This window comes from Bacteroides sp. AF34-31BH (genome assembly GCF_003602795.1).
GTDB lineage: Bacteria > Bacteroidota > Bacteroidia > Bacteroidales > Bacteroidaceae > Bacteroides > Bacteroides uniformis.
Genome location: NZ_QTLV01000001.1, coordinates 574883 through 598145 on the forward strand (window position 1 = coordinate 574883; position 23263 = coordinate 598145).

20 protein-coding genes are annotated in these 23263 nt (G+C 47.1%); 9 read left to right on the plus strand and 11 right to left on the minus strand.

Annotated elements, in window-relative coordinates:
* Positions 1–237: 237 nt before the first annotated feature.
* Positions 238–1623: a chromosomal replication initiator protein DnaA gene (gene dnaA, locus DWZ67_RS02570; protein ID WP_005827286.1), complete on the plus strand. Its 1386-nt coding sequence runs from the start codon at positions 238–240 to the stop codon at positions 1621–1623.
* A 78-nt stretch (positions 1624–1701) separates the two neighbouring features.
* On the opposite strand, the gene DWZ67_RS02575 is transcribed toward dnaA, so the two are convergent.
* Positions 1702–2436 (minus strand): NADPH-dependent oxidoreductase, encoded by a 735-nt coding sequence (locus DWZ67_RS02575; RefSeq protein ID WP_044468986.1) that lies wholly within the window; start codon positions 2434–2436, stop codon positions 1702–1704.
* Between the two features lie 417 nt (positions 2437–2853).
* Between DWZ67_RS02575 and DWZ67_RS02580 the strand changes: the two genes are divergently transcribed.
* The 3 genes from DWZ67_RS02580 (at position 2854) to folB (ending at position 8856) form a co-directional block, all read left to right on the plus strand.
* Entirely contained in the window at positions 2854–5391 is a 2538-nt protein-coding gene (locus tag DWZ67_RS02580; protein ID WP_005827290.1) for an adenosylcobalamin-dependent ribonucleoside-diphosphate reductase, read from the plus strand.
* 131 nt (positions 5392–5522) lie between these two features.
* Positions 5523–8216 (plus strand): 4-alpha-glucanotransferase, encoded by a 2694-nt coding sequence (locus tag DWZ67_RS02585; protein WP_009037932.1) that lies wholly within the window; start codon positions 5523–5525, stop codon positions 8214–8216.
* A gap of 274 nt (positions 8217–8490) precedes the next feature.
* A complete protein-coding gene (gene folB, locus DWZ67_RS02590; protein WP_005830212.1) occupies positions 8491–8856 on the plus strand; it encodes a dihydroneopterin aldolase in 366 nt (121 codons plus the stop codon).
* A 653-nt stretch (positions 8857–9509) separates the two neighbouring features.
* Here folB and DWZ67_RS02600 read toward each other — a convergent pair.
* From DWZ67_RS02600 to mtaB, 4 genes are read right to left on the minus strand one after another with little or no spacing between them, the layout of a single operon-like run.
* Positions 9510–10028: a methylglyoxal synthase gene (locus DWZ67_RS02600; RefSeq protein ID WP_005833226.1), complete on the minus strand. Its 519-nt coding sequence runs from the start codon at positions 10026–10028 to the stop codon at positions 9510–9512.
* A 47-nt stretch (positions 10029–10075) separates the two neighbouring features.
* On the minus strand, positions 10076–11092 hold the full coding sequence (locus DWZ67_RS02605; RefSeq protein ID WP_005830203.1) for a glycosyltransferase family 2 protein: 1017 nt from the start codon (positions 11090–11092) through the stop codon (positions 10076–10078).
* Positions 11085–11984 (minus strand): lysophospholipid acyltransferase family protein, encoded by a 900-nt coding sequence (locus tag DWZ67_RS02610; protein WP_016273035.1) that lies wholly within the window; start codon positions 11982–11984, stop codon positions 11085–11087. The genes DWZ67_RS02605 and DWZ67_RS02610 overlap by 8 nt, the downstream gene beginning before the upstream one ends.
* A 54-nt stretch (positions 11985–12038) precedes the next feature.
* A complete protein-coding gene (mtaB, locus tag DWZ67_RS02615; protein ID WP_044469108.1) occupies positions 12039–13355 on the minus strand; it encodes a tRNA (N(6)-L-threonylcarbamoyladenosine(37)-C(2))-methylthiotransferase MtaB in 1317 nt (438 codons plus the stop codon).
* A gap of 85 nt (positions 13356–13440) precedes the next feature.
* Between mtaB and DWZ67_RS02620 the strand changes: the two genes are divergently transcribed.
* The 3 genes from DWZ67_RS02620 to DWZ67_RS02630 all read left to right on the plus strand — a co-directional run bounded on the left by DWZ67_RS02620 (position 13441) and on the right by DWZ67_RS02630 (position 16064).
* Positions 13441–15114: a long-chain fatty acid--CoA ligase gene (locus DWZ67_RS02620; RefSeq protein WP_120138084.1), complete on the plus strand. Its 1674-nt coding sequence runs from the start codon at positions 13441–13443 to the stop codon at positions 15112–15114.
* Positions 15115–15271: 157 nt separating this feature from the next.
* Complete coding sequence (locus tag DWZ67_RS02625) at positions 15272–15484, plus strand: hypothetical protein (RefSeq protein WP_005833237.1); 213 nt, start codon at positions 15272–15274, stop codon at positions 15482–15484.
* Positions 15485–15818: 334 nt separating this feature from the next.
* Complete coding sequence (locus DWZ67_RS02630) at positions 15819–16064, plus strand: RNA recognition motif domain-containing protein (RefSeq protein ID WP_005830186.1); 246 nt, start codon at positions 15819–15821, stop codon at positions 16062–16064.
* Between the two features lie 253 nt (positions 16065–16317).
* On the opposite strand, the gene rplI is transcribed toward DWZ67_RS02630, so the two are convergent.
* From rplI to rpsF, 3 genes are read right to left on the minus strand one after another with little or no spacing between them, the layout of a single operon-like run.
* Positions 16318–16767: a 50S ribosomal protein L9 gene (gene rplI, locus DWZ67_RS02635; RefSeq protein WP_005830185.1), complete on the minus strand. Its 450-nt coding sequence runs from the start codon at positions 16765–16767 to the stop codon at positions 16318–16320.
* A 15-nt stretch (positions 16768–16782) separates the two neighbouring features.
* Positions 16783–17055 (minus strand): 30S ribosomal protein S18, encoded by a 273-nt coding sequence (rpsR, locus tag DWZ67_RS02640; RefSeq protein WP_004288442.1) that lies wholly within the window; start codon positions 17053–17055, stop codon positions 16783–16785.
* Positions 17056–17057: 2 nt separating this feature from the next.
* Positions 17058–17402 carry a 30S ribosomal protein S6 gene (gene rpsF, locus DWZ67_RS02645; RefSeq protein WP_005657357.1) on the minus strand — a complete coding sequence of 115 codons (345 nt, stop codon included), beginning with the start codon at positions 17400–17402 and terminating at the stop codon, positions 17058–17060.
* A gap of 159 nt (positions 17403–17561) precedes the next feature.
* On the opposite strand from rpsF, the gene DWZ67_RS02650 reads away from it, so the two are divergent.
* On the plus strand, positions 17562–18008 hold the full coding sequence (locus DWZ67_RS02650; RefSeq protein WP_005830183.1) for a MarR family winged helix-turn-helix transcriptional regulator: 447 nt from the start codon (positions 17562–17564) through the stop codon (positions 18006–18008).
* Positions 18009–18208: 200 nt separating this feature from the next.
* Entirely contained in the window at positions 18209–18385 is a 177-nt protein-coding gene (locus DWZ67_RS20030; protein WP_005830181.1) for a hypothetical protein, read from the plus strand.
* An 88-nt stretch (positions 18386–18473) separates the two neighbouring features.
* Here DWZ67_RS20030 and DWZ67_RS02655 read toward each other — a convergent pair whose 3' ends face one another.
* The 3 genes from DWZ67_RS02655 to DWZ67_RS02665 all read right to left on the minus strand — a co-directional run bounded on the left by DWZ67_RS02655 (position 18474) and on the right by DWZ67_RS02665 (position 23182).
* Positions 18474–19175 (minus strand): response regulator transcription factor, encoded by a 702-nt coding sequence (locus tag DWZ67_RS02655; protein WP_005830176.1) that lies wholly within the window; start codon positions 19173–19175, stop codon positions 18474–18476.
* A gap of 5 nt (positions 19176–19180) precedes the next feature.
* Positions 19181–20725 carry a sensor histidine kinase gene (locus tag DWZ67_RS02660; RefSeq protein WP_005830174.1) on the minus strand — a complete coding sequence of 515 codons (1545 nt, stop codon included), beginning with the start codon at positions 20723–20725 and terminating at the stop codon, positions 19181–19183.
* 300 nt (positions 20726–21025) lie between these two features.
* Positions 21026–23182, minus strand: a complete 2157-nt coding sequence (locus tag DWZ67_RS02665) for an elongation factor G (RefSeq protein WP_005830172.1) — start codon at positions 23180–23182, stop codon at positions 21026–21028.
* Between the last annotated feature and the right edge of the window lie 81 nt (positions 23183–23263).

Here is a 23263-nt window from a genome sequence, read left to right on the forward strand (position 1 = left end):
CAGAAGGAAAACAAGAGACGCAAAGCTACATAAACCACTATATGACAAAGTATTAGATAAATGCAAGACACCTTATATAAGGAGTATACTCATAGTAACCGATAAGTAGCTGAAAGTAAAGAGCTTATTACTTTCCCTAAAAACGCAAGAAAAAAAGGATTTGTTTTTCTCGAATAAGATTGCCAATTTTGCAATCGTAGAAGTTATGCTTAATTAATAAATGTATTTATAGCCGTTATGAGTGAAATAGATCATGTCGGGCTGTGGAACCGCTGTCTTGAAATCATCAGAGACAATGTTCCGGAGCAGACATACAAAACATGGTTTCTTCCCATCATACCTTTAAAATATGAAGACAAAACGCTGGTCGTACAAGTGCCCAGCCAGTTCTTCTATGAGTTTTTGGAGGACAAATTTGTTGATTTGTTGCGCAAGACTCTCTATAAGGTCATTGGTGAGGGAACTAAATTGATGTACAACGTAATGGTGGACAAGAGCTCGCGGAAAACCGTCGACCTGGAGTCTACACAGCGCACCATCATACCGCAAAAACAAGTGATGGACAAAAGGATTCCGCAGATTCCCGTCCCCGAACTTGACCCGCACCTTAATCCAGAATACAACTTTGAAACCTTCATCGAAGGTTACAGCAACAAGCTGTCGCGCAGCGTTGCAGAAGCTGTCGCTCTCAATCCGGCTAAAACAATCTTCAATCCGCTGTTCCTATACGGAGCATCAGGTGTAGGCAAAACCCATCTTGCCAATGCTATCGGAACCAAAATCAAGGAACTATACCCGGAGAAAAGGGTATTGTATGTATCTGCACACCTATTCCAAGTGCAATACACCGATTCCGTACGTAACAATACGACTAACGACTTCATCAACTTCTACCAGACCATTGATATTCTAATCATTGATGATATTCAGGAATTTGCCGGCGTGACCAAGACGCAGAATACATTCTTCCATATCTTCAACCATCTGCATCAGAACGGCAAGCAACTTATCCTTACCTCCGACCGTGCACCGGTATTGCTGCAGGGCATGGAAGAGCGTCTGATTACACGTTTTAAATGGGGAATGGTGGCTGAGCTGGAGAAACCTACCGTAGAACTCCGCAAGAACATTCTGCGCAACAAGATACACCGTGACGGCCTGCAGTTCCCCCAGGAAGTGATTGACTATATTGCAGAGAACGTGGGCGACAGTGTACGTGACCTGGAGGGCATCGTCATTTCCATTATGGCGCATTCCACCATATACAATAAAGAAATAGACCTGGAACTGACGCAACGTATCGTCCGCAAGGTAGTGAACAGCGAAAGCAAGGCAGTGACTGTCGATGAAATCATCAACACCGTATGCAAGCACTTCGGATTGGAAACTGCCACCATCCACACAAAATCCAGAAAGCGGGAAGTGGTGCAAGCACGACAAATAGCCATGTATTTAGCCAAAAACCATACAGACTTCTCTACTGCAAAAATCGGTGCGCTAATTGGACATAAAGACCATGCCACCGTATTGCATGCATGTAAAACCATCAAAGAACTGAAAGAGGTGGACAAATCATTCCGTGCGGAAATCGACGAGATTCAAGCCGCACTGAAAAAAGGATAAGAATAAAGGATAAGGGATTAAATGCAGCTAAGTATGCATTAGCTTAACCCCTTATCCCTTATCCCTAATCCTTAATTTTCAAAATCCCTGCTTTTTCATTATCTTCCAAAGATTCTCCGACATTGCCTCACTGTCTTTCTTCGTATAACGCACATCTGTAAAGACCTGCGCCAGCGTTTCCTTATTGTTCTCCAAGATGAACTGCTTGTTCTCAGGAAGCGATTCTTTATAGGCATACAACCGGTCAATGTCCTGAGGAGTATAATCATGATAAACCTCTTCGTGTACAATGGCCTCCAGCGGCAAACGGTCCACTTGTTCCGGCTGTTCGGCAGGCCATCCCACTGTGACTGTCGTGATGGGAAACACCAATTCCGGTAACTCCAACGCTTCGACAATCATCTGAGGGTTGTAAGTGGTAGTTCCCAGATAGCAAATGCCCAACCCCTTCTCCTCGGCAGCCACACAAAAAGTCTGTGCCACCAGCAAGGTATCGACAGCCCCCGTCACAAACCACTCAAAGTTGTTGTATCCCGGCTCAGCCTTACGTTGCTCACACCACTTGCTGAAGCGGCGCAAATCTATGCAGAAAGTAAGCACTACCGGCGCCGTCCGAACCATCGGCTGATTGAAATGTGCAGGCGCCAGTTTGGCTTTACGCTCTGCATCACGCGTCACAATCACACTATAAACCTGCATGTTCCCGACTGTAGAAGCCCGGAAAGAGGTTTCAAGCAAATCATTTAACAAATCAGCAGAAATATCCTTCTGCTGGTATTTTCGGATTGTTCTCCTTTGTTTCAAGCTTTCCATTCTTTCTTTTTTTGCAAAGATAATGTAATCCACGAACAATTCATTCAAGAGTTCACACTTTTTTTATCATCATATATCCGGAATAAAATACATCTTTTCAACAAGAAATGAACAATTATTATCTCTACGAGCAGATAAAAGTAACCTTATGTTCGACTAAACCGAGAACCTTTCAGCCCAACAAGTTGTTAATAAATTCCATTTTGGAAAACTTATTCGTTTACTCAAATCATTAAAACATTATAAACCAATAAATTAATAGCAATCAATAGAAAACTATACATCGGTTGATAAAAACATTCATTTTAATTTTGCCAAGTTGAAAAACATTCATAGCTTTGCAAATGCATTTGTTAACGATAAGTACAACTTCTACAACTTTACTTATTTGTAACTAATCCTAAGAGATACAACATTGTGGAAAAGAAAAATTATTCTTATGACGAAGCCTACGGAGAATCTTTAAAATACTTCCAAGGCGACGAGTTGGCTGCCAGAGTTTGGGTAAACAAATATGCAGTCAAAGATTCTTTCGGAAATATTTACGAAAAGTCTCCGGAAGACATGCATTGGCGAATAGCCAATGAGGTAGCCCGCATTGAGGCCAAGTACCCCAATCCATTAAGTTCAGAGGAACTTTTCGGCTTACTCGACCACTTCAAGTACATTGTTCCGCAAGGAAGCCCGATGACCGGAATCGGAAACAACTATCAGGTAGCCTCTCTGTCCAACTGCTTTGTTATCGGTGTGGACGGCGAAGCGGATTCTTATGGTGCCATCTTCAAGATAGACGAAGAACAAGTACAGCTGATGAAACGCCGTGGCGGCGTGGGACACGACTTATCCCATATCCGTCCGAAAGGTTCACCGGTAAAGAACTCGGCACTGACCTCCACCGGCTTGGTTCCCTTCATGGAACGCTATTCAAACTCTACACGCGAAGTAGCTCAAGATGGACGCCGCGGCGCACTGATGCTCAGCGTATCCATCAAACACCCCGACTCGGAAGCCTTCATCGATGCCAAGATGACTGAGGGCAAAGTGACCGGAGCCAACGTTTCCGTAAAACTGACCGACGACTTCATGCAGGCCGCCATCGAAGGCAAACCATATACACAGCAATATCCGATTGACGCCACAGAGCCGGCATTTCAAAAAGACATTGACGCATCCGCATTATGGAAAAAGATTGTGCACAATGCATGGAAATCGGCAGAACCCGGTGTATTGTTCTGGGATACCATATTAAAGGAATCCGTGCCCGACTGCTATGCAGACCTGGGCTACCGTACCGTATCCACCAATCCATGCGGCGAAATTCCACTGTGCCCGTACGACTCCTGCCGTCTGCTCGCCATCAACCTTTACTCATACGTGGTCAATCCGTTCAAGCCGGACGCCTACTTTGACTTTGAGCTATTCAAGAAGCATGTAGCTTTGGCCCAACGCATCATGGACGACATCATCGACCTTGAGCTGGAAAAGATAGAACGCATCATGAGCAAGATAGATGCCGACCCCGAAAGTGAAGACGTGAAACATACAGAACGCGTTTTGTGGCAGAAGATTTACAAGAAAAGCGCCCAAGGCCGCCGTACCGGTGTAGGCATCACGGCAGAAGGCGACATGCTTGCCGCCCTGGGATTGCGTTATGGCACTGAAGAGGCAACCGAATTCTCGGAGCAAGTACACAAGACGGTGGCACTCAACGCCTATCGCTCCTCCATAGAAATGGCCAAAGAGCGCGGCGCATTCGAGGTGTACGATACAGAACGCGAAAAGAACAACCCGTTCATCAACCGCCTGCGTGAAGCTGACCCGGAAATGTACGAGGAGATGAAGAAGTACGGACGCCGCAACATTGCCTGTCTGACCATCGCCCCAACCGGCACCACCAGCCTGATGACTCAAACCACCTCCGGTATCGAGCCCGTATTCCTGCCCGTGTACAAGCGCCGCCGCAAAGTGAATCCCAACGATACGAACGTCCATGTGGACTTCATCGACGAAACCGGAGATGCCTTTGAAGAATATATCGTGTTCCACCCCAAGTTCGTGACTTGGATGGAAGCACAAGGATACAACCCCGCCAAACGCTACACGCAGGAAGAAGTGGATGCCCTGGTAGAGAAATCACCTTATTATAAAGCAACCTCCAACGACGTGGACTGGCTGATGAAAGTCAAGATGCAGGGACGTATCCAAAAATGGGTGGATCACTCTATCAGCGTAACCATCAACCTGCCGAACGACGTAGACGAAGACCTCGTGAACCGTCTGTATGTAGAAGCATGGAAATCCGGCTGCAAGGGCTGTACGGTTTACCGCGACGGTTCGCGTTCCGGCGTGCTCATCTCTACCAAGAGTGACAAGAAGTCCGAACTTCCCCCGTGCAAACCGCCTACGGTCGTTGAAACACGTCCTAGAATATTGGATGCAGACGTTGTCCGCTTCCAGAACAACAAGGAGAAATGGGTGGCATTCGTCGGCTTGCTGGACAATCATCCCTACGAAATATTCACCGGTGTGCTGGATGATGATGAAGGCATCATCCTGCCGAAGAATGTGGTGTCGGGCCACATCATCAAGAATGTGGATGAGCACGGAAACAAGCGTTACGACTTCCAGTTCGAGAACAAGCGCGGATACAAAGTCACCATCGAGGGTCTGTCCGAGAAGTTCAACAAAGAGTATTGGAACTATGCCAAGCTGATTTCCGGTGTATTGCGCTACCGCATGCCTATCGAGCAGGTCATCAAGCTGGTAGGTTCACTGCAACTGGACAGCGAAAACATCAACACCTGGAAGAACGGTGTGGAACGCGCCCTGAAGAAATACATCCAGGACGGCACGGAAGCCAAAGGCAAGAAATGCCCCAACTGCGGTAACGAAACACTGGTTTACCAAGAAGGTTGCCTCATCTGCAAGACGTGCGGAGCTTCTCGCTGTGGATAATCCCACGGCAAGCACAAACGTTTGCATAGGAATTTAAATGACTTAGATAACGGTAGCTGCATGATTATGAGGAATAATTTCTATACTTGCATAATCATTGCAGCTATTGCTATTTCTAAATCTAATATAATATGACACTAATATTCAATATCGAGTATCGCACCAGCTGGGGTGAAGAAGTCAGAGTCCTGGGTTCCATCCCGGAACTTGGCAACAACCAGCCCAACAAAGCCACCCCCCTGCACACTGTAGACGGCATTCACTGGACCGCGGAAGTGGATATCCAGATTCCCGGTAATGGAAGCGTCGAATACAGTTACCACATCTATCGAGATGGCAGAACCATACGGACAGAGTGGAACAGCCTGCCACGCATCCTGCACGTTGCAGACAATCCGAAGAAAGTTTACCGCATAGAAGATTGTTGGAAGAATCTGCCCGAGCAGCAGTATTTTTATACATCCGCTTTCACAGAATCCCTGCTGGCGCATCGCGAACGCAGTGCCGCCCCGAAAAGCTACAAAAAGGGGTTGCTGATAAAGGCGTACGCCCCCTGCATAGACAGTGACCATTGCCTGGCACTCTGCGGAAACCAGAAGGCGCTGGGTGACTGGAACCCGGACAAAGCTGCCCTTATGAGCGACATCGACTTCCCCGAATGGCAGGTAGAAGTGGATGCCGGCAAAATCAGCTTCCCGCTGGAGTATAAATTCGTCCTTTACAACAAGAAAGAGCGCCGTGCCGTGGCCTGGGAGAACAATCCCAACCGCTATATGGCCGACCCGCAGATAGCCGCCAACGAAACGCTGGCTGTCGGCGACCGTTATGTATACTTCAATCTTCCTGCATGGAAAGGTTCCGGAGTAGCCGTACCCGTATTCTCCCTGCGCTCCGAGAAAAGCTTCGGTGTAGGCGATTTCGGCGACTTGAAGCGCATGATTGACTGGGCAGTTGCCACCAATCAGAAGGCGGTGCAGATTCTGCCCATCAACGACACTACCATGACGCATACCTGGACAGACTCCTACCCTTACAGTAGCATCTCCATCTATGCCTTCCATCCCATGTACGCCGACCTGAAGCAGTTGGGCAGCTTGAAGGACAAGAAGGTGATGGCCGAATTCAACAAACGCCAGAAGGAACTGAATGCCCTGCCCGCCGTGGACTACGAAGCTGTGAACAAGACAAAGTGGGAATACTTCCACCTCATCTTCAAGCAGGAAGGGGAAAAGGTGCTGGCATCGGATGCTTTCCGTAATTTCTACGAAGCCAACAAGGAATGGTTGCAGCCATATGCCGTCTTCAGCTACCTGCGTGATGCCTACAAGACCCCGAATTTCCGCGAGTGGCCCAAGTATGCCACCTACGATGCCAAGGAGATAGAGACATTGTGCCGGCCGGACTCTGCCGACTATCCGCATATTGCCATCTACTACTACATCCAGTTCAATCTGCACCTGCAACTGCTTGCCGCCACCGAACATGCGCGCGCCAACGGCGTAGTGCTGAAAGGCGACATCCCCATCGGCATCAGCCGCAACAGTGTGGAAGCCTGGAAGGAACCCCACTACTTCAACCTGAACGGCCAAGCCGGTGCACCGCCCGACGACTTCTCCGTGAACGGACAGAACTGGGGCCTCCCCACCTACAACTGGGATGTCATGGAAAAAGACGGTTATGCCTGGTGGATGAAACGTTTCCACAAAATGGCAGAATACTTCGATGCCTACCGCATAGACCACATCCTCGGCTTCTTCCGCATTTGGGAGATACCGATGCACGCCGTACACGGGCTGTTGGGACAATTCGTCCCCGCCCTGCCCATGACGCGCGAGGAGATAGAAAGCTACGGGCTGGCATTCCGCGAAGACTTCTTCCTGAAGCCCTATATCCATGAGTACTTCCTCGGACAAATCTTCGGCCCGCATACAGACTATGTGAAGCAGACCTTCATAGAGCCGACAGACACGTGGGAGGTTTACCGCATGCGTCCCGAGTTCGACACCCAGCGCAAGGTGGAAGCCTACTTTGCCGGAAAAACGGACGATGACAGCATCTGGATTCGTGACGGGCTTTACGCCCTTATCAGCGATGTGCTGTTCGTGCCCGACCGCAACAATCCGCACGAATACCATCCGCGCATCGGCGTGCAGCACGACTACATCTACCGCGCACTGAACGATTGGGAAAAGGCTGCCTTCAACCGGCTGTATGACCAGTACTACTATCACCGCCACAACGACTTCTGGGGACAGCAAGCCATGAAGAAACTGCCGCAACTGACACAGTCCACGCGCATGCTGGTATGCGGTGAGGACTTAGGCATGATTCCCGATTGCGTGGCATGGGTGATGAACGACCTGCGTATCCTTTCCCTGGAGATACAACGTATGCCGAAAGACCCGAAACAAGAATTCGGCCACACAGACTGGTATCCATACCGTTCGGTCTGCACCATCTCCACGCACGACATGTCTACCCTGCGCGGCTGGTGGGAAGAAGACTTCCAACAGACGCAGCGTTACTACAACACCATGCTCGGGCACTACGGTGCCGCACCGGCAACGGCCACGCCGGAGCTCTGCGAAGAAGTGGTTCGCAATCACCTCCATAGCAACTCCATCCTCTGCATCCTCTCCCTGCAAGACTGGATGTCCATGGACGGCAAATGGCGCAACCCGAACGTGCAGGAAGAACGCATCAATATTCCTGCCAACCCGCGGCACTACTGGCGCTGGCGCATGCACCTGACACTGGAACAACTGATGAAGGCAGAAAGCTTGAACGAGAAAATAAGGTGCATGATAGAAAGCACCGGAAGATAAGAAAGGATTCTTAGCAAAGTATTATTTTAGGCACGGATTACATGGACAATCACGGATAATATTGAAAGCAACCGTGATAACTCGTATAATTCCGTGCCTAAAATAGTTCGATAAGTTTATTCCGACCCTCACATAATTGTATTCTATAAAAAACAATTTCGCGCTATTTTTATATTTTACAGAATACAATCCGCAACCTGAATCGTAATAACCGGATACTGATTTGCCCGTACCACAAAATATCAGTAAGTTTGCAGAAAACAATCTACAAGTAATGACCAGTTATATTTTCCTTGACACGCTTCGCTTCTTCGCCCATCACGGCGTGGGTGAACAAGAAACCGTGGTAGGCAATGAGTTTACCGTCAGCCTGCGCCTGCAAGTTGATATCCGGCGTGCGGCAGAAACGGACGACGTAGCCGACACCGTGAGCTATGCCGATGTACATACAGCTGTGAAGGCAGAGATGGACATTCCTTCCAAACTATTGGAACATGTATGCGGGCGAATTATAAACCGATTGTTCCACGACTTCCCACAGATAGAGGAAATAACCCTCAAGCTGGCAAAGCGCAATCCACCGATGGGCGCGGATATAGAGGCTGCAGGAGTGGAAATATGCCAACGCCGCGGAGAATGACAGATTGCCGAATCACCCCATTCACTATTGATACACAGACACTTCCCACTGCAAAGACACTGCATGCTTTTTGCAGTGGCGCTGCAAACGGTTTGCAGTAACACTGCACATATATTTGCAGTAGTACTGCAACAGCTTTGCAGTGACGCTGCAACAGATATGCAGTAGCACTGCAAAATGTATACAGAAGTTCTGCAGTGAGCATGCAGCAACTTTTCTGCCGTAGAATACAACCATTGATACCAATATTCCGTACCTTTGCCCCATCATCAACAAAAAGTCAATGAGAAACGCTATACGACGACTGGCATTACTCCCCATCGTCGCTCTCTTCCTGCTACCGGCCGCTTGCTATCAAATACAGCTCCGAGTTTCATTGGAGAAATGCCCTCTACCTGCCCACCCCTTACGACTTTACAAACCCATACAACTATGCAGACTTCAGAAGGAATGAACTATTGAAAATAAACCTCACAGAGTTCCGCTTCCCCTACCAATACCTCAACGACATAGAATGGGCAGATTCACCAACACCATTATTGTGCAACTCTATGACTTCAAACGGCAAGGGTGGGTTATCGCACCAGTGTGGGCTGTCCATGAACGAAGGGTAGCGATAGATTAAGAATGCCCAGTAGAACCGAGTTTCATCCTTATTTTTTCCGTTTCCGCTTCTTTGCCGATTCCACCGCTTCGGCCACCACCGGCTTATTTGCAAACCGCTTGGTGTAGTTGCTGTAATCGGGAACAGTGCGTTCATACGTCGGGTCGACAAACAACGGGCTGGAAATGATATGGTCTGCCGTACTGCGGTTACAGCAGAACACGATGTTCTCCACACCGGCAAGGCGGGTCAACGCCTTCACATCCGTATCGTGCGGCTGAAGGGTCATCGGGTCGGTGAAAAAGAAAAGATAGTCAATCTCTCCGTCCACAATGCGCGAGCCCATCTGCTGGTCACCGCCCAAAGGACCGGATTTAAGGATAGTGAAATCCCACTCCACATCAGGATGTTTCTCCCGGAGGGCTTCGAGGATAAGGGTACCCGTGGTGCCCGTACAATAGAATTTATGCCCCATCAGCAATTCCGAGTTCCACAGTACCCACTCGATGAGGTCTTTCTTCATGGCGTCGTGTGCCACTAATCCGATTTTTCTAACTAGTTTTTCCATAATTCAAAACCTTTAATAGATTGAACAATTATAAAAGGCAACAGTTCCTACAATTGGGAAAAGAATTTCTTTCCATGCAGATAAAACTGCGCCAATATACTGTTTTTTGTCCGTTCCGGTATTACGGCAAGCGTAGTTTTTTTCAGATTCTCTTTGCGGGACGCTGCTAATGAAGTGCGGAGGGAGTGGTAGGCACGGCGCGCACGGAATACGGCCAAAGCATTGGGTAACTGGCCTTTCAGCATGAAACTGAACGCAGCCACATAATCGAGCACCGCACGTACACGCATCACGGACGCCAAGTCCTCCTGCGGCAGATTCTTATAAAGCATGACAAGGTTATTACGAAAATTGAGGAAGGTCTTGCGCGGATTCTCCTTCTTCAAAGTGGCCCCTCCCACATGAAATACCACACTCTGCGGTATACATGCCAACTGTCTGCCACGGGCACGAAGCCGCCAACATAAATCTATCTCCTCCATGTGGGCAAAAAAACGTCCGTCCAGCCCACCCGCTTCCCGGTAGTCTGCCAGACGGATGAACAGAGCCGCCCCCGTAGCCCAGAAAATGGGTATCACCGTGTCGTATTGCCCCTTGTCCTCTTCTACCACGCCCATAATACGGCCGCGGCAGAAGGGATAGCCATAGCGGTCGATGAAACCTCCCGCAGCTCCGGCATACTCAAACTGCCCCTTGTTACGCCAACTGCGTATCTTCGGCTGGCAAGCGGCCGTCTCCGGATAGGCATCCATATACTCTGCCAACGGGACAAGCCAGTGCTCGGTGACCTCTACATCGGAATTGAGCAGCACTACATATTCTGCCTCCACCTGCTTCAATGCTAGATTGTATCCGTCGGCAAAACCGTGGTTCTCTTCCAGCAGAATCAAGTGCACAGAAGGAAACTCGCGACGGAGCATTGCCACGGAAGCATCCGTAGAGCCATTGTCCGCCACATACACCACAGCACCATCCGCCTCCGAAAAACGCACAACAGAGGGAAGGAAGGAACGGAGCATATCACATCCGTTCCAATTCAATATGACAACAGCAATCTTATCCATGTTGCACAGATTCTTTTCGTTTATTTTTCCAGCGTTTATGAGACCAGAACCAATAAGCCGGTTCGCGCCGGATGGTCTGCTCCAGACGACGGGCGAAGCACTCGGTTATCTCGCCATCCGCCGTCTGCTTGGGAGTTTCGGTAACCAAATCGAAGAGCACTTTGCAATATCCCCTGGATGTCCGTTCCAATTCACAATAAAAGACGGGGAAGTCCATCAGCTTGGCAATGCGCTCGGCGCCATCCATGAACACGGTGTCCTGATTCAAGAAAGTGGTCCAATAATGGGCCTCGCTGCGGTTGGGCGACTGGTCTGTAATCAGGCCGATGGCTATCCGCCTGCCTTCACGGCGAAGCTTTATCACTTCGCGTGCCGTGGAATGTTTCGCCACATTGTATCCTCCGAACCGGGCGCGGATATGCTTAAACATCTCGTCCAGATACTTATTGCTTAGCGGTTTGTACACCTGCACCGGGATGTCGCCCGGATGCATGATGGCCCCCATGCCTATAATCCACTCAAAATTGGCATAATGGGGAATCAACAGTACAATGCCTCCATGCTTCTCTATCATGGCAAGGTATTCTTCCTTATTATCATACTTCATCCGGCGGCAGAGCTCCTCGAAAGACATGCGCAGCATCTTCACCTCTTCCAGCATATAGTCGCAGATATAATGGTAGAACTTGCGCTCTATCTCCATCAATTCGGTTTCCGACTTCTCCGGAAAGGAATTGCGAAGGTTGCGGCGAACGACTTTCTTCCGATAATGCACGACGTGGCGCATCAGGAAGTACAGCCCGTCGGACAACACATAAAGCGCCCGGAAAGGCAGAAGTGCCACAAGCCACATGCCCGCATAAGTCAGCCAATAGACAATTTTTGATTTCACTTCGTCAGTTATGAGTTATAAGTTATGAGTTATTTGTTGCAAAGGCGGCATTCCTCATTCTATTGCTCCCAAGAGTGCAGTGCCGTCGGCATTGAAATCGCCCAGGCGCACAGACACGAGCTGGTTGTCCAAGGCAGCATCATGAGGGACTTCCACACGGATATAATTGGGAGTGAAGCCGTGCATCGGCAGTCCGGGTTTGGGACGTTCCAGCAACACCGGCATCGTCTGCCCGATATGGCGCGCATAAAAAGCACGGGTCTTTTCGTCCGAAAGCTCCAGCAATTGCTGGCTCCTGCGGTGCTTTTCTTCGGGTGCCACCACGTGGTCTATCTTCAAGGCCTGCGTGCCGGGACGCTCCGAATAGCTGAAGACATGGAGCTGCGTCACGTCCAGGCTCTTGATAAACTCATAAGCCTGCCCGAAATACTCCTCCGTCTCTCCACGGGTACCCACAATCACGTCTACCCCTATAAAGGAATCGGGCATCACTTCCTTTATCTTCTTTATCTTCGAGGCAAACAAGGCGGTATCGTAACGGCGTCGCATCAGCTTCAGCACCTCGTCACTGCCCGACTGCAGCGGTATATGGAAATGAGGCATGAAACGCCGGGAACGGGACACGTATTCTATGATTTCATCTGTCAGCAGATTCGGCTCGATGGAGGATATGCGGTAACGCTCAATGCCTTCCACCTCGTCCAGCGCCTTCACCAAATCGAAGAAAGTCTCACCGGTAGACTTGCCGAAGTCTCCGATATTGACACCGGTCAATACAATTTCCTTTCCACCTTCGGCAGCCGCCTGGCTGGCCTGCTCCACCATAGAAGCAATGCTGCCGTTACGGCTACGTCCGCGGGCAAAGGGAATGGTGCAATAGGAACAATAATAATCGCAGCCGTCCTGCACTTTCAGGAAGAAACGGGTCCGGTCGCCACGCGAACAAGACGGAGCAAACGAACGTATATCCTTCAAAGCGGAAGTGTAGGCCTCGCCGGTCTCGTGCTTCTGTAGATTGCCCAGGTAGTGGAGCAGGTCCTTCTTCTGCTCGGCTCCCAGCACGACGTCCACACCTTCTATCTTTGCCACCGTCTCCGGTTTCAACTGGGCATAGCAACCGGTCACCACGACAAATGCACCCGGATGTTGCTTCACCAGTTTGTGGATGGCCTGGCGGCACTTCTTGTCTGCCACTTCCGTCACCGAGCAGGTATTCACTACACAAATATCCGCTTTCTCACCCTTGCGCGCCGTACGTACGCCCGCTTCCCGCAAAATTTTACCGATAGTAGAGGTCTCCGAGAAGTTCAGTTTGCACCCCAACGTATAGTAAACCGCCGTCTTATCTTGAAATATATTGGTATCTATCATGAGCTTATAAACACATTTATGCTGCAAATATATACATTATTAATCTATTTTTCCTACTTTTGCACACTCAACTAAAATTTGTGCAATGATACAAGAGAACTTTATCAAACTATACGAGCATAGTTTCCGCGAGAATTGGGACCTCCCCTGCTATACCAACTATGGAGAAAACGAGAGCTATACTTATGGCGAAGTGGCACAAGAAATAGCCAGACTGCATCTTATTTTCAAGTACTGCCAACTGCGCCGCGGCGACAAGATAGCCGTCATCGGCAAGAACAATGCCCGCTGGTGCATCGCCTATATGGCCACCATCACCTACGGTGGTATCGTAGTCCCCATTCTGCAAGACTTCAACCCCAATGATGTCCATCATATCGTAAACCACTCCGAATCAACGTTCCTCTTCACCAGCGATGCCATTTGGGAACATCTGGAAGAAGAACGGCTTACTGGACTTCGCGGTGTGTTCTCGCTGAGCGACTTCCGCTGTCTGTATCAGCGGGACGGCGAAACCATCCAGCGTTTCCTCAAGCATCTGGGCGATGAGATGGAAGCGACCTACCCGAACGGGTTCCGCAAGGAAGACATCGTTTACACGGACCTTTCCAACGACAAGGTCATGCTGCTGAATTATACCTCGGGCACCACCGGATTCAGTAAGGGCGTCATGCTGACGGGAAACAACCTGGCCGGCAACGTCACCTTCGGCATACGTACCGAGCTGCTGAAGAAAGGGGACAAAGTGCTCTCTTTCCTGCCTTTGGCACATGCATACGGCTGCGCATTCGATTTCCTTACCGCCACGGCCGTCGGCACACACGTCACACTGTTGGGAAAAGTGCCTTCCCCAAAGATTCTGATGAAAGCTTTCGAGGAAGTGAAACCCAACCTGATTATCACCGTCCCCCTTGTCATTGAAAAGATATACAAGAATGTCATACAGCCCATCATCAACAAAAAGACCATGAAATGGGCGCTCAGCATTCCCTTGCTCGACGGACAGATATACGGGCAAATCCGCAAGAAACTGATTGACGCACTGGGCGGACGTTTCAAGGAAGTCATCATAGGAGGCGCAGCCATGAACCCGGAAGTGGAAGAATTCTTCCACCGCATCAAGTTCCCCTTCACCATCGGCTACGGCATGACTGAATGTGCCCCTCTCATCAGCTATGCTCCCTGGAATGAATTCGTCCCGACTTCCTCCGGACGGGTACTCGACATCATGGAAGCCCGTATCTGCAAGGAAAACCCGGACGACAAACTCGGCGAAATACAAGTACGTGGCGAGAACGTGATGACGGGTTATTACAAAAACCCCGAAGCCACCAAAGAAGTCTTCACCGAAGACGGATGGCTTCGCACCGGCGACTTGGGTACACTGGACGACGACAACAACCTATACATACGCGGACGCAGCAAGACCATGATTCTCAGTTCCAGTGGACAGAATATCCTCCCCGAAGAGATAGAAGCACGGCTCAACAACATGCCTTTCGTCCTGGAAAGTCTTGTCATCGAACGGAATAAAAGACTGGTAGCGCTGGTTTATGCCGACTATGAAGCCTTGGATTCTTTAGGGTTGAACCAGCCGGACAACCTCAAAACCATTATGGATGAGAATCTCAAAAATCTGAATAATAGTGTGGCAGCCTATGAAAAAGTAAGCCAAATCCAACTTTATCCAACAGAATTTGAGAAAACGCCCAAAAGAAGTATCAAGAGATACTTATACAACAGCATTGCCGAAGATTAATATGTTGTAAAACATATAGATAGGGGTAAAAACAGCCGAAGCTCCAAAAAAAATATAAAAAAAGTTGGGGTTTCGAGAACAACATATTCAAAAAGTACATACCTTTGCAACGTTTTAATAAAGCAATTGATTGTATTACGTTTTAAAAGTAAAGAAAATGAAAAAATTAGTTTTGATGGCTGCAGCTATCGTAGCAGTATCTTTCGCATCTTGTGGCAACAAAGCAGCTAACGCTGAACAAGCAACTGCAGATTCTATCCGTATCGCTGACTCAATCGCAGCTGTAGAAGCAGCAGCAGCTGAAGCCGCAGCAGCAGCCGCAGCAGCTGACACTGTAGCAGTAGATAGCGCAGCTGTTGTAGCTGAATAATTTTCAGTACAACACTCGAGAGAATTGAAAGTCTGACGTGCATATAAGCACACCAGACTTTTTTTATACCCTATCCTCCCCTTCTATTCCCTTCCAATTGTTAAGTCTTGGTCTTATTTCACAAAAAAGGATATTATACGGCAGATAAACGATAAAGTATAGTGCATATACCAAATAAAAGCCGTTACTTTGCATCAACAAAACAATAAGAGGTTTATTACGATCTGCTTTTCATTATGTTTCTCCTCGATTAACCACATTGAGAATTTTCATTTCTGACTACAACTTCCTAAGACTCCTTTATTGAATTATTAATTTTTTATTTTTGTATTTTATGAATATGTACATTGGAAACCTTAGCTACAACGTTAGGGAATCAGATTTGAGACAAGTAATGGAAGAGTATGGAACAGTAGAGTCAGTAAAACTGATTATGGACCGTAATACAAACAGATCAAAAGGTTTTGCCTTCGTAGAGATGCCCGAAGCTGCTGAAGCCCAACAAGCAATCAACAAACTGAATGGAGCAGAATATGTAGGCCGCCAGATGGTAGTGAAAGAAGCATTGCCAAGAAACTAAAAAATTGTTGACTGACAATAAGGCAAAGAGCATACCCCTGAGTGGGTATGCTCTTTTTTGCATTAGTAACCTCGTAAAGAGACACAAGAGTATTCTTGCCAAACCTCTATACCGCGCGCGTAAACCTCTATGTCAGCATGCGTAAACCGCAGCTTTACGTATCCCTCAATAAGCCCACACACATACGCTCCGAACATAGAAAAGCCCGGTCCTTTATCAGAACCGGGCTTCCTTATCATTATGAAGTCTTTTCTTATGCTTCTTCAGCAACTACTTCGAAAGGAATTTCTACAGAAACTTCCTTGTGCAGCTTAACGATAGCCTTGTAGTTACCCACTTCTTTCACTGCGTCCTTAACAACGATAATCTTACGATCGATGTTGTGACCCAATTTAGCCAGCTCTTCAGCTATCTGGATATTACCAACAGAACCGAAGATAGTACCAGTAGAGCTAACCTTAGTAGCAATCTTCAATGATACGCCTTCCAGCTTAGCAGCCAGTTCTTCAGCATCCTTTTTGATTTTCTCCAGCTTGTGAGCGCGTTGTTTCAGCTCTTCAGCCAACATTTTCTTTGCAGCCGGTGAAGCGATGACAGCTTTACCAGTCGGGATGAGGTAGTTACGACCGTAACCAGACTTTACTGTTACGATGTCGTTCTTATAACCCAAGTTTACGATGTCTTCTTTCAATATAATTTCCATACTTTCCTCCTCCTATTATTTCATCATGTCAGTTACATAGGGCAGCAACGCCAAGTGACGTGCTCTCTTCACAGCTTGAGCTACACGACGTTGGAACTTCAAAGAAGTACCGGTAATACGACGCGGAAGGATTTTACCTTGCTCATTCAAGAATTTCTTCAAGAATTCGGGATCTTTGTAGTCGATGTACTTAATACCGCTCTTTTTGAAACGGCAGTATTTTTTCTTCTTAACGTCTACTGAGGGCGGAGTTAAATATCTGATTTCTGATTGAACTTGTTGTGCCATGATTAATCCTCCTTTTTAGTTGATTTAACACTTCTTCTCTTCGCAGCATATTCAGCAGCGTACTTGTCTTGCTTGAAAGTCAAGAAACGGATAACGCGCTCATCACGACGGAAGTTTATTTCCAATTTCTCAATGACAGTAGGTTCTGCATTGAACTCAATCAGCTGATAGAAACCGGTTGACTTCTTCTGGATAGGATATGCCAGCTTCTTCAGTCCCCAGTTTTCTTCATTTACAATCTCAGCACCTTCAGCAGTAAGGATGCCTTTGAATTTTTCTACCGCTTCCTTCATCTGAACATCAGACAAAACGGGAGTCAAAATGAAAACGGTTTCGTATTGATTCATACTCGTTTAATTAAATAAATAAATTATTCGTTTTAAAAATGCGGTGCAAAGGTAGACATTTTATTTTGAACTACAAACATTTAATGTTTTTTTGTGTAGGGATATAGGAATTGTCTTCGGCTTGCACTATCTTTGCAAAGTTGTTTAAACAATAATTTCATGATAGAGCAATTCAACTTTGATATCCGCCTTATCTTTGCCATACTGAACGGTAAAGTGTCGGCTGCCATTAACCGAAAGCTGTCCCGCAACTTCCGCCAGAACGGTTTGGAGATTACTCCGGAACAGTGGACCGTCCTCATCTTCTTATGGGAAAAGGACGGGGTGACGCAACAAGAGTTGTGTAATGCAACTTTCAAAGACAAGCCCAGCATGACGCGCTTGATAGACAATATGGAGCGTCAGCATCTCGTCGTGCGCATATCGGACAAGAAAGACCGCCGAACCAATCTGATACATCTGACCAAGGACGGCAAGGAGCTGGAAGAACGCGCGCGCGTCATTGCCAACCAGACCCTCAAAGAAGCCTTGAAAGGCATCACCATCGAAGAGCTCAGTGTGAGCCAGGAGGTGCTGAGGAAGATTTTCTTCAATACGAAGGACTAAGATATAGGGATTAGGGGTTAAGGATTAGAGATTAAGGGAGGAGAAAACAAGGGGATGAAGCGTCATTTTTCATTCCTCATCTTCCATTCTTTATTAAAATATGGATTTTTTGCAAAAATAATTTCGCTTGTTAAAGAATTATGCTTTTCTTTGTGACAAGAATACGAAAGAATATAATAATCTAATTAAAATACACACACATGAAAGGCTTATTAAAAAATCTGGGATTGATATTAGTCGTAATAGGAGCTGTAATCCTGGTTGCATGTTCTTTTACCGGCAATGTTAACAACAATGCCATCTTGGGCAGTTCTGCCGTTTTGGTTGTAGTGGGATTGATTTCCTACATTGTCATCAACAAGAGAATTGTCGACTAATATCAAAAGAAAAGAAATAAAGAAGGCGGTTGCATATACATGCAAACCGCCTTTTTTATTTTCTCTCCCCCAGAGGAGCCGAGTCTCATCAAGACTCAGCTTCCGGAGTAATCAGTTTATATCCTTTTCCGTGAATGTTGATGATTTCAATCGAATCATCTTCTTTCAGGTGCTTACGCAGCTTTGTGATATATACATCCATACTACGTGCATTGAAATAGTTGTCATCAATCCAAATAGTCTTCAACGCAAAGTCACGCTGCAGAATTTCGTTGGCATGTGCACAAAGCAAGCCCAGCAGTTCGGATTCTTTGGTGGTCAGTTTAGTCTGCTTCTCGGCAGTCGCCAGAATCTGTTTCTGCGTGTCGAATGTAAACTTACCAATCTTATAGATGTTGCTCTCCTTGTTCTTCTTTCCGCGAACACGTCTCAGGATAGCTTCAATTCTGAAAGTCAGCTCTTCCATACTGAAGGGCTTGGTGATGTAGTCATCGGCACCAATCTTGAAACCTTCCAGAATATCTTCCTTCAATGTTTTTGCCGTCAAGAAGATAATAGGTATTTCGGCATTGGCCGCACGCACTTCTTGTGCCAGTGTGAATCCGTCTTTCTTTGGCATCATCACATCAAACACACACAAGTCATATTTATTCTTCAGGAAAGCCTTGTATCCTGCTTCTCCATCGGGATATAACTCGGCAGCGTAACCTTTTGCCTGTAAATATTCTCTTAAAAGCATGCCAAGATTTTCATCATCTTCGCACAATAAAATACGCAGTTTCTCGTCCATATCAATCAATTTTTTAATAAAGGTAATGCAATAATAAATTTAGTTCCTACGTTCAGTTCACTTTCTGCCCGGATAGTTCCCTTATGATCCATGATAATCTTCTTCACATAAGCCAGTCCCAAGCCGAAGCCTTTCACATCGTGCAGATTACCTGTATGCACGCGATAGAACTTCTCGAATATCTTTTTCAAATTCTCCTTCTTGATGCCGATGCCGTTATCTTGGATGGAAATCATCAGTTTGCCAGGCTCATTCCAAGTCTTCACCGTCAGTTGCAGATCCGCATCCGGACGTTTATACTTCACTGCATTATCCATGAGATTGAAAATCACATTGGTGATATGCATCTCATCGGCAAAAATGGCAGAGTTGGTAGCTTTAAGCTCCGATTCAATCTTTCCATTATAACGCTCCACTTTCAGTGTAAACGTGTTGATAACACCCGCTATCAGCTCGTTGGCATCCAGTTCCTTATTCTTCAAAGTAGCCTTCTGACGGTCAAACATCGACATCTGAAGCACTTTTTCTACCTGGAACCTCAAGCGCTTCGTTTCATCGTTGATGACACCCGATATATGCTGGAACATAGTCGGAGACTTGCCCACAGCCGGGTCTTTCAACATCTGTGCCGCCAGAGAAATCGTCGATATCGGCGTCTTGAACTCGTGCGTCATATTGTTGATGAAATCATTCTTCATCTCCGTCAGCTTCTTCTGGCGGAATACGATGTAAATCGTAAAGATGAACGTCACCAGCAGTACAAAAGTAAATATCATCGACGGTATCATAAACCTGACCGAATCGAAGATATAATCCTTCTTTCCCGGAAAATGTATCTTGACGATACTCATACGGGCTGGTGGGTCATTCAAAAACAATGGCTGCGAATAAGAGCTTTCACTCCCTGCATCGCTATAATCCGCACAACGGTATACCTCCCGACCTTCCCGGTCTATCACCTTGAAGTGATAATCCATATCACCGAGACCATTCTCTATCAGACCTGCTTTTAGATACTGGTCCAGACTTTTGAAATTAACACGCTCCTCAATCGGCTTGTCGCTGGCATTGTATACCATCTGCAACACCACCTCGTCTACCAATGCACGCTGGTAAAGATAGCGGTTTTTAAGCATCTCTATCTGCGAGCGTGAAGTCTGAGGAATGGTTTTTGCTCCGTGTTTGCGTGAAATCATTGCTCTTGGCAATTCAGAAGGCTCGTTACTGAAAGTTTTCAATTCCACCGAAGAACGGACACTGCCATCCGGAGCTGTCATCACAAACCGCTGGGTACGCATCACTCCGCTACTGCTTTGCGATTGTTCCCACGCCTTCTTTTCTGCCTCGGAGATATCCTCATTCAGCCAACGCACAACCTCTGCGGACTCTGCCTCTTTCGAAGCAGCCATCAACGCACGCTTCACCGATTCATCAAATTGTCCGTTACGCATCTTCACCATTTCCTCAATATAGCTTATCTGCAGATACAGCAAACTAAGGAAGGAAAGCCCCATAACAACACCTAATATCCATATAGTTGACTTTTTCATAGTCACAAAATTAACACTCCCTAATTAACACTCCTAACCAATTAACCTGATTTAACCGGACGTTCTCGTAAATTAACCGAAGACCATTTTTTAGGTTGTATTATGAGCATTATAACAAAAACACAAGCCTTTGGTTTGCAAATTTAATAAAAAATTAATCATTCAATTCACAATTCTGCATGTTCTTAATCTACGTTAATGAAAAAAGCCGTTATTACTTGCCATGAAGTAACAACGGCTTTAACAATTGTTATATTAGCAGCCGGTAGTTACAACAGCCAAACTACCAACCCCTGAAAATCATTCTTCAGCTTGCTTTGCCTCAAATTCCTTAATCAGTTTATCCTGCACATCACTCGGAACGAGTTCATAGCTGGCAAACTTCATAATGAACGAAGCACGTCCACCGGTCAGTGAGCTAAGTGCCGTAGAGTAGGATGACATTTCCTTCAAAGGCACCTTAGCACTCAGTTTTTCGTAACCGGCCTCGCTGCTCATACCCATAATCATGGCACGGCGTCCCTGCAAGTCCCCCATCACATCACCCATCTTGTCCGACGGAACAAATACTTCCACGTCATAAATGGGTTCTAGAATCTTCGGGCCTGCATTCTTGAACGCTTCGCTGAACGCATTCCGTCCCGCCAGCATAAAGGAGATTTCATTGGAGTCAACCGGATGCATTTTTCCGTCATATACGATGACACGTACATCGCGAGCATACGAACCAGTCAACGGTCCCTGCTCCATACGTGACATGATACCCTTCAAGATGGCCGGCATGAAACGTGCATCAATGGAACCACCCACAATACTATTGACGAATACCAGCTTGCCACCCCATTCCAATGGAACTTCTTCAGTACCCTTGACGTTCATCTTGAACTCCTGACCATTGAATTTATAGGTTTCGGGCAACGGCATGCCTTCGTAGTAAGGCTCAACAATCAGATGAACTTCACCGAACTGGCCTGCACCACCCGACTGCTTCTTATGGCGATAATCCGCACGGGCAGCTTTGGTAATCGTTTCGCGATACGGTATTCTCGGTTCTTCAAACTTGATTTGCAGTTTTTCATTGTTTTCCAGACGCCACTTCAAGGTACGCAAATGGAATTCACCTTGTCCGTGTACAATAGTCTGACGCAATTCTTTAGACTGGTCTATCACCCACGTCGGGTCTTCCTCTCGCATACGGTTCAAAGCAACCATCATCTTTTCTGTATCCGACTCGTTCAACGGCTTGATAGCACGTGAGTATTTGGAGTTCGGATATTTAATGAAGTTGAAACGGTTTTCAGAGCCCTTACCGTTCAATGTATTGCCGGTATGTACATCCTTCAGTTTCACTGTACAGCCGATGTCACCGGCTACCATTTCCTCTACCTTGATACGGTTGGCACCGGCACAAGCATAAATCTGCGCGATGCGTTCCTTGGAACCGCGGTCTGCATTGGTAAAATCATCACCTTCGTGCACTTTACCACTCATAACCTTGAAGTATTGAACATCACCGATATGCGGCTCAACGGCAGTCTTGAAGAAATACAAGGAAGTCGGTCCGTTAGAATCCGGCTTCACCACCTCACCGCGTGTATTGTGCACCGGTGGCATTTCGTCCACAAACGGCACCACATTACCCAGGAACTCCATCAGACGGCGTACACCCATATCCTTGCCGGCACAGACGCAGAATACCGGGAACATACCTCGTGAAGCCAGTCCCTTGCGGATACCTTCGCGCATTTCGTCTTCTGTCAAAGAGTCCTGCTCAAAGAATTTTTCCATCAGGCCTTCGTCATGTTCGGCTGCAGCTTCTACCAAAGCCTTGTGCAGTTCTGTAGCCTTTTCCATTTCTTCGGCCGGAATCTCTTCAATAATGGGAGCGCCACCTTCGGGTCCCCACGAATATTTTTTCATCAAAAGTACATCGATCAACGAATTGAAGTTCGGTCCGGTAGCCAGCGGATATTGCACGGGCACCACCTTCGGACCGTATATGGTTTGCAACTGCTCAAGCACCATATCATAATCGCACTTTTCATTATCGAGCTGGTTTACCAGGAAAATAACCGGTTTGCCCAGTTTCTCGGTGTAGCGGAAATGGTTCTGCGTACCTACCTCGGGACCGTATTGCCCGTTCAGCAGCAGAATGGCAGTATCTGTAACGTTGAGCGCCGTCATGGCAGCCCCTACAAAGTCATCACTACCCGGGCAGTCAATGATATTCAGTTTCTTGCCGTTCCACTCCACATGGAAAACGGTGGAAAACACAGAATAGCCGTATTCCTGCTCCACCGGGAAGTAATCGCTGACTGTATTCTTGGCAGTAATCCTGCCGCGACGTTTTATAATACCACTCTCAAAGAGCAGCGCTTCCGTGAGAGTGGTTTTACCCGAGCCGTCATTGCCAAGGAGGGCAATGTTCTTAATTTCATTCGTCTGATATACTTTCATGATATATTAAGATTTTAAGTGAATAACCTGACATACAATGATGCCGTTAACTTTTTGTGAGGCGCAAATTAGGCATTAATT

What these genes read in the sequence shown, in the direction of transcription:
- dnaA (WP_005827286.1), top strand. Translation starts at nt 238, where the DNA reads ATGAGTGAAATAGATCATGTCGGGCTGTGGAACCGCTGTCTTGAAATC.
- DWZ67_RS02575 (WP_044468986.1), bottom strand. Translation starts at nt 2,436, where the DNA reads ATGGAAAGCTTGAAACAAAGGAGAACAATCCGAAAATACCAGCAGAAG.
- DWZ67_RS02585 (WP_009037932.1), top strand. Translation starts at nt 5,523, where the DNA reads ATGACACTAATATTCAATATCGAGTATCGCACCAGCTGGGGTGAAGAA.
- folB (WP_005830212.1), top strand. Translation starts at nt 8,491, where the DNA reads ATGACCAGTTATATTTTCCTTGACACGCTTCGCTTCTTCGCCCATCAC.
- DWZ67_RS02600 (WP_005833226.1), bottom strand. Translation starts at nt 10,028, where the DNA reads ATGGAAAAACTAGTTAGAAAAATCGGATTAGTGGCACACGACGCCATG.
- DWZ67_RS02605 (WP_005830203.1), bottom strand. Translation starts at nt 11,092, where the DNA reads ATGGATAAGATTGCTGTTGTCATATTGAATTGGAACGGATGTGATATG.
- mtaB (WP_044469108.1), bottom strand. Translation starts at nt 13,355, where the DNA reads ATGATAGATACCAATATATTTCAAGATAAGACGGCGGTTTACTATACG.
- DWZ67_RS02620 (WP_120138084.1), top strand. Translation starts at nt 13,441, where the DNA reads ATGATACAAGAGAACTTTATCAAACTATACGAGCATAGTTTCCGCGAG.
- DWZ67_RS02625 (WP_005833237.1), top strand. Translation starts at nt 15,272, where the DNA reads ATGAAAAAATTAGTTTTGATGGCTGCAGCTATCGTAGCAGTATCTTTC.
- DWZ67_RS02630 (WP_005830186.1), top strand. Translation starts at nt 15,819, where the DNA reads ATGAATATGTACATTGGAAACCTTAGCTACAACGTTAGGGAATCAGAT.
- rplI (WP_005830185.1), bottom strand. Translation starts at nt 16,767, where the DNA reads ATGGAAATTATATTGAAAGAAGACATCGTAAACTTGGGTTATAAGAAC.
- rpsR (WP_004288442.1), bottom strand. Translation starts at nt 17,055, where the DNA reads ATGGCACAACAAGTTCAATCAGAAATCAGATATTTAACTCCGCCCTCA.
- rpsF (WP_005657357.1), bottom strand. Translation starts at nt 17,402, where the DNA reads ATGAATCAATACGAAACCGTTTTCATTTTGACTCCCGTTTTGTCTGAT.
- DWZ67_RS02650 (WP_005830183.1), top strand. Translation starts at nt 17,562, where the DNA reads ATGATAGAGCAATTCAACTTTGATATCCGCCTTATCTTTGCCATACTG.
- DWZ67_RS20030 (WP_005830181.1), top strand. Translation starts at nt 18,209, where the DNA reads ATGAAAGGCTTATTAAAAAATCTGGGATTGATATTAGTCGTAATAGGA.
- DWZ67_RS02655 (WP_005830176.1), bottom strand. Translation starts at nt 19,175, where the DNA reads ATGGACGAGAAACTGCGTATTTTATTGTGCGAAGATGATGAAAATCTT.
- DWZ67_RS02660 (WP_005830174.1), bottom strand. Translation starts at nt 20,725, where the DNA reads ATGAAAAAGTCAACTATATGGATATTAGGTGTTGTTATGGGGCTTTCC.
- DWZ67_RS02665 (WP_005830172.1), bottom strand. Translation starts at nt 23,182, where the DNA reads ATGAAAGTATATCAGACGAATGAAATTAAGAACATTGCCCTCCTTGGC.